The 13,280-nt window shown below is 52.1% G+C and carries 9 protein-coding genes and 1 CRISPR repeat array; of the genes, 8 read left to right on the top strand and 1 reads right to left on the bottom strand.

Annotated features, from left to right (window positions below):
• Window positions 1-15: 15 nt before the first annotated feature.
• Window positions 16-246, bottom strand: a complete 231-nt coding sequence (locus A0127_RS00265; RefSeq protein WP_062386341.1) for an LSm family protein — start codon at window positions 244-246, stop codon at window positions 16-18.
• Between the two features lie 160 nt (window positions 247-406).
• Here A0127_RS00265 and A0127_RS00260 point away from each other — a divergent pair, with 160 nt between their 5' ends.
• The 8 genes from A0127_RS00260 to cas5 all read left to right on the top strand — a co-directional run bounded on the left by A0127_RS00260 (window position 407) and on the right by cas5 (window position 12,877).
• Entirely contained in the window at window positions 407-2,704 is a 2,298-nt protein-coding gene (locus A0127_RS00260; RefSeq protein ID WP_062386338.1) for an alpha-amylase family glycosyl hydrolase, read from the top strand.
• Window positions 2,705-2,797: 93 nt separating this feature from the next.
• Window positions 2,798-4,510: a glycine--tRNA ligase gene (gene glyS, locus A0127_RS00255; RefSeq protein ID WP_062386335.1), complete on the top strand. Its 1,713-nt coding sequence runs from the start codon at window positions 2,798-2,800 to the stop codon at window positions 4,508-4,510.
• Window positions 4,511-4,531: 21 nt separating this feature from the next.
• Entirely contained in the window at window positions 4,532-5,296 is a 765-nt protein-coding gene (locus tag A0127_RS00250) for a sulfite exporter TauE/SafE family protein (RefSeq protein WP_062386332.1), read from the top strand.
• A gap of 86 nt (window positions 5,297-5,382) precedes the next feature.
• On the top strand, window positions 5,383-6,378 hold the full coding sequence (locus A0127_RS00245; RefSeq protein ID WP_062386329.1) for a TIGR01177 family methyltransferase: 996 nt from the start codon (window positions 5,383-5,385) through the stop codon (window positions 6,376-6,378).
• A gap of 495 nt (window positions 6,379-6,873) precedes the next feature.
• Window positions 6,874-8,988: direct repeats of the CRISPR family, unit length 29 nt; unit sequence GTTTCCGTAGAACGTAGTCGTGTGGAAAT.
• A gap of 183 nt (window positions 8,989-9,171) precedes the next feature.
• Window positions 9,172-9,885: a CRISPR-associated endoribonuclease Cas6 gene (cas6, locus tag A0127_RS00240; protein ID WP_062386326.1), complete on the top strand. Its 714-nt coding sequence runs from the start codon at window positions 9,172-9,174 to the stop codon at window positions 9,883-9,885.
• Between the two features lie 8 nt (window positions 9,886-9,893).
• The gene (locus A0127_RS00235) at window positions 9,894-11,222 is read left to right on the top strand and encodes a hypothetical protein (RefSeq protein ID WP_062386323.1); all 1,329 of its coding nucleotides are present in this window, start codon (window positions 9,894-9,896) and stop codon (window positions 11,220-11,222) included.
• The gene (cas7i, locus tag A0127_RS00230) at window positions 11,209-12,192 is read left to right on the top strand and encodes a type I-B CRISPR-associated protein Cas7/Cst2/DevR (protein WP_062386319.1); all 984 of its coding nucleotides are present in this window, start codon (window positions 11,209-11,211) and stop codon (window positions 12,190-12,192) included. The genes A0127_RS00235 and cas7i overlap by 14 nt, the downstream gene beginning before the upstream one ends.
• Window positions 12,185-12,877 (top strand): CRISPR-associated protein Cas5, encoded by a 693-nt coding sequence (gene cas5 / locus A0127_RS00225; RefSeq protein ID WP_331710445.1) that lies wholly within the window; start codon window positions 12,185-12,187, stop codon window positions 12,875-12,877. The genes cas7i and cas5 overlap by 8 nt, the downstream gene beginning before the upstream one ends.
• The last annotated feature ends 403 nt before the right edge of the window (window positions 12,878-13,280 follow it).

The following is a 13,280-nucleotide window of genomic DNA, read 5'->3' as shown; positions in this document are numbered from 1 at the left end:
CACCCCGCTAAGCTCTCACTCAAGCTCAACTGGGGAGATGGCCAGGACGTTGTCTCCCCTTATGACGATTTTACCGTACTTCTTAACGACCTCGCCGTCCTGGATGAGCTCGGCATCGGCGAGGACAACGTTAAGGTGGATGTCGTAACCGATGAGCTTACCCCTGAACTCGTTCCCCCTCTTCAGGAGCACGAGGACGTCCTTGTCAAGGGACTTGTGGATAACATCGAGTGGTCTTTCCGCCATTTTCACGCACCTCCAAATAATCAAAGCTCATAGCCTAAACGAGGGAAACGGTTTATAACTCTTTCCGTTCTTCTGGCCACACCCAACATTAAAGCTGGAGTTCTCGTCTCCAGAGGAAAGGGCTATAAATTGTATCACTCAAAGTGATTAAGGTGAAAGCATGAAAAAAGGTAGCCTGTTGCTAATTCTCCTGCTTCTGGCCTCAGTAGCAAGCGGCTGTATCTCAGAGAGCCATGAAAATCAACCGGCAACGACTTCGACAGTTCCACCGACGTCAATACCATCCTCCCAGTCTTCCACTTCTACGGCCTCTACCTCAACGTACGGCCCTTCCGAAAAAACAGAACTCGGACTGCCTTCGGTTAACTACACTCCCATCTACATCGGCATAGAGAAAGGCTGTCCCTCCGGAAGAGTCCCCGTAAAGTTCACATACAACCCCGGAAACAGGACCGTAAAGTCGGTCAGCCTCCGCGGGAGCTTCAATGACTGGGGAGAGTGGCCAATGGGGCTGAAGAACGGCACATGGAGGAAGACCGTCTGTCTCCGCCCTGGAAGGTACGAGTACAAATATTTCATCAACGGCCAGTGGGTCAAGGACATGTCCGACGACGGGACAGGAAAGCCCTATGACCCCGATGCCGATGCCTACGCACCCGATGGCTATGGCGGAAAGAACGCCGTGAGGGTAGTTGATGGCCATGAAGTGTTCTACGTCGAGTTCGATCCAAAGGACCCTGCCTATCTCAGCATCGCGGACAACAGAACCGTGGTCAGGTTTGAGGTTAAGAGGGACACGGTTGAGTCCGCGGTTCTTGTCACGGATCACGGAAACTACACGATGAGGCTCCAGCTCTGGTGGGACTCCAGCGAGATGTGGCGCGCTGAGATGCCGGTTGAACCTGCTGATTATTACATTCTCATAACTTCCTCTGACGGCGAGAAGTTTGCCGTCCTAGACACAAGTGAAACCCCGTTCTTCCACTTTGATGGCGTTGAGGGGTTCCCCCAGCTGGAGTGGGTGAGCAACGGGATAACCTACCAGATATTCCCTGACAGGTTCAACAACGGAAACAGGAGCAACGATGCCCTAGCTTTGGACCACGACGAGCTAATTCTGAACCAGGTCAATCCAGGGCAGCCAATCCTCTCCAACTGGAGCGACCCGATAACACCCCTCCACTGCTGCCACCAGTACTTCGGCGGCGACATAAAGGGAATAACGGAGAAGCTCGACTACCTTCAGAGCCTGGGCGTGACCATAATCTACCTCAACCCGATTTTCCTCTCAGGAAGCGCCCACGGCTACGACACCTACGACTACTACCGGCTCGACCCCAAGTTCGGGACCGAGGAGGAGCTGAGGGAGTTTCTCGACGAGGCCCATAGAAGGGGGATGAGGGTAATCTTCGACTTCGTGCCCAACCACTGCGGCATTGGGAATCCCGCCTTCCTCAACGTCTGGAAGAAGGGCAGCGAAAGCCCCAACTGGGACTGGTTTTTCGTCAAGAAGTGGCCCTTCAAGCTCGGCGATGGGAGCGCCTACGTCGGCTGGTGGGGTTTTGGGAGCCTCCCGAAGCTCAACACTGCCAACCCTGTGGTCAGGGAATACCTGATAGGAGCGGCCATCCACTGGATAGAGTTCGGCTTTGACGGCATAAGGGTTGACGTGCCGAACGAAGTCCTCGATCCGGAGACGTTCTTCCCGGAGCTGAGAAAGGCAGTCAAGGAGAAAAAGCCGGACGCATATCTTGTCGGAGAGATATGGACGCTCTCTCCGGAGTGGGTAAAAGGGGACCGCTTCGATTCGCTCATGAACTACGCCCTCGGAAGGGACATCCTCCTGAACTACGCCAAGGGCCTGCTCAGCGGGGGAAGTGCAATGAAAATGATGGGACGTTATTACGCTTCCTACGGTGAGAACGTAGTTGCGATGGGCTTCAACCTCGTTGATTCGCACGACACCTCGAGGGTTCTCACTGATCTCGGCGGCGGCAAACTGGGTGACACGCCGTCAAACGAGTCAATTCAGAGACTTAAGCTCCTCTCAACGCTCCTCTACACCCTGCCCGGGACTCCCGTCACCTTCCAGGGAGATGAGAGGGGACTGCTCGGAGAAAAGGGGCACTATGACGAACAGCGCTACCCGATACAGTGGGATGCTGTGAACGAAGACGTCCTGACCCACTACAGGGCATTGGCGGAGCTCAGAAAAAGAGTTCCTGCATTGAGGAGCAGCGCAATAAGGTTCTACACTGCCAAGGGGGGCGTCATGGCCTTCTTCAGGGGACACGACGACGAGGTTCTCGTCGTTGCCAACAGCTGGAAGAAGCCGGCTTCACTGGAGCTTCCTGAGGGAGAGTGGAAAGTAATCTGGCCTGAGAATTTCAGCCCGGAACCGCTTCATGGCACAGTTGAAGTGCCAGCCGTAGGTATCATCATCCTTGAGCGGGGTTGACCCCCGCTTCCGTTAATTTGTTTGGCACGCTGACAATGAGCATCCCAAAAGCTTTTTATGAACTGGCTTTACTCCAGTTTCAGGTGGTGAGTGATGGGAGAGAAGCCCGACAAGTACGAGATTCTCCAGGATTTGATGAGGAGGAGAGGTTTTGCCTGGGGGAGCTTTGAAATCTATGGCGGCTCACGCGGATTCTATGACTACGGACCGCTTGGAGCGACGATAAAGAGAAAGATAGAGAGAAAGATCAGAGAGGCCTTCCAGAGGGAGGGCTTCTTTGAAGTAGAGACACCCGATATAACGCCTGAGAAGGTGTTCATAGCAAGCGGTCACGTTGAAAAGTTCGTCGACCCGCTGGTAGAGTGCAAAAAGTGCGGGGCAAGGTTCAGGGCAGACCACCTGGTTGAGGAAGCCCTCGGAATAGACACCGAGGGAATGAGCGCGGAGCACCTCACCCAGCTCATCCGCGAGCACGACATCCGCTGTCCGGAGTGCGGCGGTGAGCTTTCTGACGTCTGGTACTTCAACCTCATGTTCGAGACGAAGATAGGCCCCTACGGCGACCAGAAGGGTTACCTCAGACCCGAGACTGCCCAGGGCATCTTCGTGAACTTCAAAAGGCTGAACGCCTTTGCGAGGAACAAACTTCCCTTTGGCGTCTTCCAGATAGGCAAAGCATACCGAAACGAGATTTCGCCAAGACAGGGTATGCTTCGCCTCAGGGAGTTCACGCAGGCAGAGGCGGAGATATTCTTCAACCCCAACGAGACAGCGCATCCGCACTTCGACGAGGTCAAGGACGAAGTCCTCAGGCTCTACCCGATAGAGCACCAGCTCAAGAAACTCGGTATGATCGAGATAACAGCAGAGGAAGCCGTAAAGAAGGGCTACATAATGAACACTCTCTTCGCCTACTACATGGTCATGGTCAAGAGGGTTCTCCTCGACATCGGCATTCCCGAGGACAAAATCCGCTTCAGGCAGCAGCTCCCCGAAGAGAGGGCGCACTATTCAAGAGATACATGGGACGCTGAGATACACAGCGAGCGCTTTGGCTGGGTGGAGTGCGTCGGGATAGCGAACAGGGGCGACTACGACCTGAGCAGGCACATGCGCGAGAGCGGCGCCGACTTAACGGTCCTCATCCACTACGACGAGCCGAAGATTGTGAAGAAGCTTGAAGTAAGCCTCAACATGAAGAGGGTCGGTCCTAAGCTGAAGAAGGACGCCAAGATGATAAACGAGCTGATCAAGGACTGGGACGAGGAGAAGAAGCGCGAGCTGGTTGAGCTCCTCGAAAAAGAAGGAAAAGTCACGATCGAGGGCTACGAGCTCGAGAGGGACGACTTCATAATCAGGGAGGTCGAGGAGAAGATAACCGGTGAGAAAATCGTCCCGCATGTCCTCGAGCCGAGCTTTGGTATAGACAGGCCATTCTACCTGCTCCTCGAGAACAGCCTTGTCATCGAAGAGGACAGGACTTACCTGAAGATCAAGAAGGACATGGCCCCAATCGAGGTAGCGGTTTTACCGCTCGTTGCCAAAGAGCCGCTCAAGAGCATAGCCTACGATATCTTCAGGACGCTCCAGAAGGAGGGCTTCATAGCCGTCTACGACGAAAAGGACACCATTGGAAGACGTTACATGCGCTATGACGAGATTGGTACGCCCTACTGCGTGACCGTTGACAACCAGACGCCGGAGGACGGAACCGTGACGATCAGAGACCGCGACACAAGGGAGCAGGTCAGGGTGAAGATTGAGGAGCTTCCAAAGAAGCTGAAGGAGCTGATTTTCGAGAACTGAACAAAGACAGGTGGTGGTTTCGTGCTTAAGTACGTGGGATACTTTGTAGTTGGCATTGTCATAGGCATCCTCGCCGCCATGTTCGGCCTCGGCGGTGGCTTCCTGATAGTCCCCACTCTCAACTTCCTGGGCGTTGAAATACACCACGCAGTAGGAACTTCCAGCGCAGCGGTCGTGTTCACTTCCCTGAGCTCGGCGATAGCCTACCACAGACAGAGGAGAATACACTACAAAGCGGGCCTCCTGCTGGCCTCAACGGCCGTTATCGGAGCTTACATCGGGGCCTGGGCCACGAGCTACATAAGTGCCGCCCAGCTCAAGGTTATCTTTGGCGTTGTCCTCTTCCTCGTGGCCATAAGGCTATACCGCAAAAAGAGCAGGGAGCCACATGAGGTTGACCTGAAGGAAATCAAGCTGGACTACAAAGTAGTCCCAATTGGCGGCTTCATAGCTGGGGTAGCCAGCGGCCTCCTCGGAATCGGCGGGGGAGCGATAAACGTGCCCTTCCTCACTTACATGGGGCTTCCTATCCACTACGCGGTCGCAACTTCGAGCTTTGCCATAGTCTTCACGGCCACGTCCGGAGCAATAAAACATTACATGCTGGGCAACGTTGAGGTTGAGTGGCTCGTCCTCCTCGTCCCGGGCCTGATAATCGGCGCCCAGCTCGGCGCGAAGATTGCCAAGAGGACTAAGGCCTCCCAGCTTACGAAGGCATTTGCCGTTGTGATGGCTTTTCTGGCGATAAGGATGATCCTCAAGGGGCTGGGCTATCCGGTCCCGTGAGCATTCTCTCCTTTTCTTCACATGTAAATTGTTGTCGCCACCTGTTTTCGTCGGCAAACTTTAAAACTCCCGCCCGAACTACGACCATGCTCTATGTGGAGATACTCGGAAACCTGCCCGAAATGGCACGGGACGAAGTGAAGGCAATGCTCGAACTCGGCGGTGGAGAGATTATCGGCCAGGACTACCTCTTCATCAAGGTCGATGCGGGTGAGAAAGCCTTCCCGTTTCTCGACAGGCTTGGATTAGCCCACGAGTACGGACTCCTTCTGGTTGAAGCTGATTCCATTGAAGAACTCCTCCAGAAGGCTGGAGAAGTGGAGTGGTCTATAGAGGGGGCTTTCAAAGTTGATACCGAGACTATGGCCAACTGCAGGCACGATGTCCTCGATCTGCCGAGGAAGCTCGGGGCTGTTATACACGCGAAGGGCTTCCGCGTGAACCTCTCAAGGCCGGACACTGTTGTCCGGGTTTACTGCGGCGAGAAGTTATACGCCGGGATAAGGCTGAGGTACTTCGACCCGAAGGACTTCGAAAGGAGGAAGGCCCACCACAGGCCCTTCTTCAGGCCGATTTCCCTCCACCCGAGGATCTCAAGGGCGCTCGTGAACCTGACGAAGGCAACGCAGGAAATCCTCGACCCCTTCATGGGGGCAGGTGGGATACTCATCGAGGCCGGTCTGCTGGGCCTGAAGGTTTACGGCGTGGACATAAGGCCGGAGATGGTGGAGGGAGCAGAAACCAATCTCAAGCACTACGGGGTGAGGGACTACACCCTCAAGCTTGGCGACGCGACAAGGCTGGAGGAGCTGTTCCCCGGCAAGAAATTTGAGGCAGTAGCAACCGACCCGCCCTACGGCACCGCCGCGACCTTAGCGGGGAGAAAGAGGGACGAGCTTTACAAAAAGGCCCTGAGGAGCATCTACGGCGTACTTGAGGACGGAGGGAGACTGGCGATAGCTTTCCCAGCTGACTTCGACGGGAAGGCGGAGGCCGAGGCGGTTGGGTTCAAGATGCTCGGAAGCTACTACCAGAGAGTCCACAAGAGCCTTGAGCGGTATTTTTATGTGTTCCAGAAGTAGCACCGGGAAGGGCAAGAATGGCTCTCGGGCTAACTTTTAAGCTTTAAAGCTCTGCTTGTCCTCAGATGAGTAATTAGGAGGAGATAAACGTCAACTTTGAAATTTTAAGGCCCAATATAGGAGATCAGCTTTTGTTTACCACGTCAGTGGTAATTTTTCGTAAAATGTATCCATCCGTAAGAAAAAGGCCAGAAGGCCCCAATGGTTCTGTTGGACAATTCTAGGGGAAGTTTAAATAGTCTGGAAGGCCTGAAACAAGATAGACAAGAATTTCAGACCGATATAGAGGTTTAAATCCATCTATTTCATTTTCGATTTTTTGGATAGGTAATAGAACCCAATTTGTGCATGAAATTGGGGTTAGAAAGTCTGTGAACGCTCCTCTAGTTTTGTGGCAAGTTTATAAGTGGAGTGCAGTGCTACAGGTTTCCGGAGAAAGTCTTAAATAGGAGTTGGAAATCACTTTATTTGTCAAATGAAGGAGGAAAGTGAAGGGTTTCCGTAGAACGTAGTCGTGTGGAAATCAAGGCCATCATGGGTGAGCTGGAGAAGTTGGGCAGGGCGTTTCCGTAGAACGTAGTCGTGTGGAAATGAGTATTCATTGCCTACAAACCGAGACCAGCGTGGAAGACAAGTTTCCGTAGAACGTAGTCGTGTGGAAATCTGACAAGTTCGAGGCGATGATTGGAGCTTATTTTGACCAGGTTTCCGTAGAACGTAGTCGTGTGGAAATGGCACAACCTCCTCCAGGTACTTCACTGCGTCCTTGCCGTTTCCGTAGAACGTAGTCGTGTGGAAATCTTCTCTCCGAGCGTTCTTGAAACGCTCCTCCTCGTCCGGTTTCCGTAGAACGTAGTCGTGTGGAAATACGGAGGAAGCCTTCACTCTCGTAGCCGAAGCTTGAGGTTTCCGTAGAACGTAGTCGTGTGGAAATCGAGCTTCCTCTTCGAGACCCACCTATCTAGGGCGCGTTTCCGTAGAACGTAGTCGTGTGGAAATAGCTGTCGAGAATGCTCGTATCTTTTGAATATATGAAGAGGTTTCCGTAGAACGTAGTCGTGTGGAAATAACAGGTTGATACACCTGCCTAAAGCACTCAGGGAACAGTTTCCGTAGAACGTAGTCGTGTGGAAATCAGCCTTAGATGCGACAAGAGCATTGTCGATGTAAATGTGTTTCCGTAGAACGTAGTCGTGTGGAAATCTGGCCTGAGGCTGGCCCACGTGGTTGAGCTCCTGAACGTTTCCGTAGAACGTAGTCGTGTGGAAATGCTTTCTTTTTTGTGAGTAATACGTTGAGAAGCCCCTTTCGGTTTCCGTAGAACGTAGTCGTGTGGAAATACGGGACAAATCCGAGCCTCGTGACGGGCAGAATCGGGGTTTCCGTAGAACGTAGTCGTGTGGAAATCCTCGGCAACCTGAGCACGCAGACCGTCACGGACGATGTTTCCGTAGAACGTAGTCGTGTGGAAATGTCGCTGTAAAGCCATCATTTGTTTTCACAGCTATTCTGGTTTCCGTAGAACGTAGTCGTGTGGAAATCGCCGTCGAGTTCAAACTCCGGGTACTGGAGAACACGTTTCCGTAGAACGTAGTCGTGTGGAAATTAGCCATCAAGGCCTGGCGCTTCGACTCAACAGGGGTTTCCGTAGAACGTAGTCGTGTGGAAATCATATGTTCTTCCGTTCACCTTAATGGCATAAACACCCTTGTTTCCGTAGAACGTAGTCGTGTGGAAATAGCTCCTTCCTCAGTTTTTCATTTTCAGCTTTCAGAGTTTCCGTAGAACGTAGTCGTGTGGAAATATTTTGGGAACCTTACGACGGTTGAGCACGCGGAAATTGTTTCCGTAGAACGTAGTCGTGTGGAAATCTCGAAGAAGTCCGGCCTGTACAGGAAAGAGGGCGACGTTTCCGTAGAACGTAGTCGTGTGGAAATCAATGTTCCTCGTTGGCTTTCAGAAGTTCCTGGAGAAGTTTCCGTAGAACGTAGTCGTGTGGAAATCCCACCTGATTTGGGGCATTGCTCTCATGATCTTCGGGTTTCCGTAGAACGTAGTCGTGTGGAAATACGAAAAACATGCAGCCAGCCCGAGGCCTACCAGTTTGAGTTTCCGTAGAACGTAGTCGTGTGGAAATACCCTCTCCTCGAGCTCCTTCACGCGGATCTGAAGACCCCTCACGTTTCCGTAGAACGTAGTCGTGTGGAAATGAACCAAATAGCCCCGTCTCTATGTCTTTCAGCTCGAGGGTTTCCGTAGAACGTAGTCGTGTGGAAATTAGAAGTGTTATTGCTGGCACACATCAAACCTGAAAAGTTTCCGTAGAACGTAGTCGTGTGGAAATCCGGGCCTTTCAACGGCCCGCCCGCGGGACCTTCCCCGGTTTCCGTAGAACGTAGTCGTGTGGAAATCCACGCTAATACTAACCTCGTCGCCCGCATTCTGAAGTTTCCGTAGAACGTAGTCGTGTGGAAATTCAGAGAGGAGCACATTCCCGTCGTCATCGCGGCTGGTTTCCGTAGAACGTAGTCGTGTGGAAATTTTTGAATTCTAGCAGAAGAGCCAGAAAAAGAAAGGGTAAGTTTCCGTAGAACGTAGTCGTGTGGAAATAACTTTTGCTTCCGTGTAATTATCCCGTTGCCGTTCTGTTTCCGTAGGACATAATCGTACGAATTCCAGCATCTAGTCTTCTCTCCCACAATGATAATATCCCAAATAGCTATTTGAAAGTAAAATTTATAAGCACGGATAACAAAGGATGTAATCGACAACTCGTGTTGTCTGGTGAAAATTATGAGACTAAAGTTAACACTAATATCCTTAAATAACGAGTTTTCGCGACCGAATAAGCACGCAGTCCAAGGCTTTATTTACCACATGCTGAAAGGAACTGAGTACGGGGAGAGACACGACCAGCCGAAGTTCAAGTTCTTCACGTTCTCTGACTTTTTCTTGGACAGGGAGGGGAGGCCGACTTTTATAGTTTCCTCCCCAGAGAGAGGCTTCATTAATGCCCTTCACTCGACCATCAAGGAAAGGGAGAGTATCCACATCGGGAAGAATGAGTACCAAGTTGCGGAGCTCAGAAAGTTCAGGCTCCCTCTTAGGAAAGCCTTCCAGACAGGCTCACCGGTTGTCATCTACAGGAACGCCAGCAAAAACGAGTACTTCAAGCTCCACGCCCATAGGGACCTGCGCTTTTTTCTCGATCGTCTTAAAGAGAACGCCGAGAAGAAGTACAACGCCTTCTATGGAGAGGAACTTTCCCTCGAAGGCCCGTTGTTTGATAGGATGATACCAAAAGTTAGACAGAATGGGAAGATAGACGTTTACGTGAAGGTCGTCAAGAACGGGGTTCCTTTTCCAGTCATCGGCTCCAACTGGGAGCTTCTCGAAAAGGAGCGCATAAAACCAGAGGAGAGGAAGTTCTACCGCTTCCTCATGGATGTCGGCCTTGGGGAAAAGAACAGTCTCGGCTTTGGCTTTGTTAATCCTATTTGGAGGTGAGTTGCCGGATGCTAGACGCATACCTCAAGAACGGCGAGCTCTTTCTCCGGGAGATGGGAATTGAGGAGATAACACCAGGGGTCATCAATGAAAACTATCTACTGCCAGTCTCGGAGATGACCAACGGCGCTCCCGTTGATTCAGAGCAAGACGCGATATCGGTTCTCCGAGCGTTCAAGTTTGAGCTTCCAAAAAGTGACAACAAAGTGAAGATCCATCAGAGCCTCACCAAATCAAAAAAGGGAGTATGTTCGCTTTGCGGGCAGAAGAAAGAGATAGTGAGTAATAAATCGTTCATTTTTCCCTTCGAGAGGAAGATAGATTCAATAGTATCGGACAATGGCAGATTACACTTCTGCATCGAGCATGCCTTCAAGCTCTACTCCGCGATGGCCTACCTCTACACCGTCCCGGTTGGAGGCTCAACGCTCCGCTTTTTCTTCGACGCCCCTGAACGCGATCTGAAGCGCTTCAAGAAAACCTTCAAGGACGACTTCTGGATGGAAAACTTCAAGGTCACGGCAGAGACAAGGGACGGAAAGAAAAGGTACTCCATAAGCGCCAAGCTGGCACTCAGCAGGTACCACCCGAACGAGGCCTTCTTTGCCGTTCTCCACGAGTTCGTCAAGTTCCTCAAGAACAGGAGGATGCTGAAGGAAACCGTTGAAGTTGGAAGAACCGTTAGGGCATACCTGGTTTACGGCTCGGGCCAGATATACAAAGAGAGAACGATAGAGGGCACGACCCTTGAGAGGCTCATCGGGTTCATTGATAGAGTTCAGGAAGCGGGGAAGGAGACGAACTGGGGAAAACGGCACCTCGAAAGGAGGGACTCCGGTGTGGTGCTCTTCTACGAGATGCTTGAGATACCGAGGGGAAAGGACAGGGCTAAGAACTTCCTTGAGCGGGAGGAGTTCATCTCAAGGCTCCTCTCGGGAAGGTTCGATTTCGTTCTTTTAAACGGGATTTTCATGGAGCGGGTGAAGAACAAACTGCCGCTCCCTGCCTACTACCTCACCTGGGCCCGCTCCTACTTTGAAGCCTTCGGGGGTGATGTTGTGGACAAGGAGACTTTCGAGAAGATTAACGGGCTCGGCTACGCCCTTGGGAAAGCCATGAAGGGCACGAACCTTGAGCGCTACCAGTGGGAGCTCTTCAGGGCAAGGGGCTTCGAGGAGTTTGTGAACAAGCTCGTTGAGCTCCAGGCGAAGCTTGAGACGGGCCTCGACCTCAGGCCCGTCTACGAGAACCGCAATGAATGGAAGGTCGTGAAGGCGATCCTGCTCAACGGGATGCTGAACGCTCTCTACGGAGGTGATAAGGGTGAAGGCGATTGAGGTCGTTACCCTGACGAAGGTTGAAGGTGCAAACTTGAACTCGAACGGGACTGAGGGCGTTATCGCCGTCCTCAAGAAGGTGCGCGACCCCATTGATGGTAGGGAGTACGTCAGAGTGAGCGGCCAGAGCGTTAAGTACCACCTCAGACAGCTGTTGAAGGAGCTTGGTTGGGATCTGAGCCAGGTCGTTCCAAAGAGCGAGGGCGGCCAAAAGGTCATAGTTTCCCTCGGCGAGCCGCACAAGTACATAGACGACGACCTCTTTGGCTACATGCTCGCAGGAAAGAAAGTTGGTAATGTGAAAGACCCCAAGAGGACAGCCGTCGTCAGAACAAACGGCATGATATCAATCTTCCCCTATCAGGAGGACAGGGACTTTGGGGTCCGTTACGACCCGAGCGGGGACAACCACAACATATACGAGACCGAGATAACCACCAACGTCATGAGGGGCAACTTCTTCATAGAGGTTGACAGGCTCGGCGTTTTCAAGGAGGGCCTTGAGGTTCCCAAACTTGAGGGCCTTGAGGCTAAAAAGGAGAAGGACGCCACGGGAAAGGAAGTTACGCTCTACATTCTCCCGAAGGAGGAGCGGGAGAAGCGCCTGAAGGCCCTGCTTGAGGCTATAATGCAGTACCACGGCGGCGCAAAGCTCAGCAACTTCTTCACCAAGGTCTATCCCGAGGTGATGGTCGTCGCCCTGCTGAGGTACAAGATTCCAGTAATCGGGGACGCTCTCCGCGTGAAGCCCGGCTACGTTGACGGAAAGCTCGTCCTCGACGTTGACCTCCTCAAGGAGACCGTGGAGGCGTTTGACGACAACATAGAGAAGCTCTACATCGGCCTCTTCGAAAACCGCTTCGCCAACGTGGACGAGCTTAAGAAGGCCTTTGAGGGAATGGAGAAGGTAGAGGTTCTCAGCATGAAGGAGCTGAGGGAGAGGATACAAAACCTGAAGCTCGGTGAGTGACGTGCTGGGCCTCGTCGTGGAAGTAAAGCCCCTGCAGGCGCACTTCAGGATTCCCTACAACTCCCTCCTCCTCGACAGCTATCCATTCCCACCGAGGACAACGGCGATAGGAATGGTCGCTGGGGCCATGGGGCTGCCGGAGGAGGGCTTCAGAAAGCTCTTGAATGAGCTAAAGTACGGTGTCGTAGTAGAAGACCCTGGAGCGAGGGTGGAGGAGACGGCGGCGATATTCAAGAACGCCAGCGCCCCCATTTATCCAATAACGAAGGTGCTCTTCCACAGGCCTCACTACCGTATGTTCTTTGCGGGCGATGATAAACTAATAGAAAAGGCCTACGATGCCCTCCTCGATCCGGTATTTGCCCCCTACGTTGGGGACAGCGAGAGCCTACTCTACCCAGCAAAGAGGGAGTGGATGAAAGTAGTCGAGGTCGAGGAGGGGAGGGAAAGCACGCTGAAGAGCATCATCCCGGCCGAGGACTACGCCAGGGGCGCGAGGTTCCTCGTGATGAGACGGAACAACCTGACGCCCAGGGAGTACCGAATGCCCGTGGACTTTACCTACAGCGGGAAGAAGAGGAGGGCGGTCTACCAGCGGGTCATAGCCTTCGCCGGCGGCTTCGTGGAGCTCGCCAATCCAGCGAGCGTGCTACTCTTTGACGGAGAACCTGTTTTCGTGTTCTGAAATCTCATTTCACTTTCTGTTCACTCTATGTTTTTGATTTTAGTTGATTTAAAGGGTTTAAAAAAGATTTATGTTGATTAGAAGAGTTTTCATTTTCTGTTTACCATACTGGTGGTAAGAGTTCGCTGAATGGATACGTTTTGCATAAAAGACATAAAAAGTCCCAAATATGCAAATGAAGTAGAGTCTCTGGAGTTTAGATAGTTGAAAAGTCCTCTTTGTCCATGGATTTTGTTTTCAATGATTTTATTGGCCATAAATTTATTAAACTTAGTTTCGATTTTTGAAATAGAATTTTCAAATGTTTTGAAGTGTGTTGTCACAATTCCAAGCCCTTTGGTGGGTTCTTCGTTTTTGTGTCAGGTTTATAAATGGGGTGCAGTGCCACGGGTTCCCAAAGAAA

The sequence above is a fragment of the Thermococcus peptonophilus genome, from assembly GCF_001592435.1.
Lineage (GTDB): Archaea > Methanobacteriota_B > Thermococci > Thermococcales > Thermococcaceae > Thermococcus > Thermococcus peptonophilus.
Note: the sequence above shows the minus strand (reverse complement) of the source record. Positions and strands in the feature narration are given on the sequence as shown.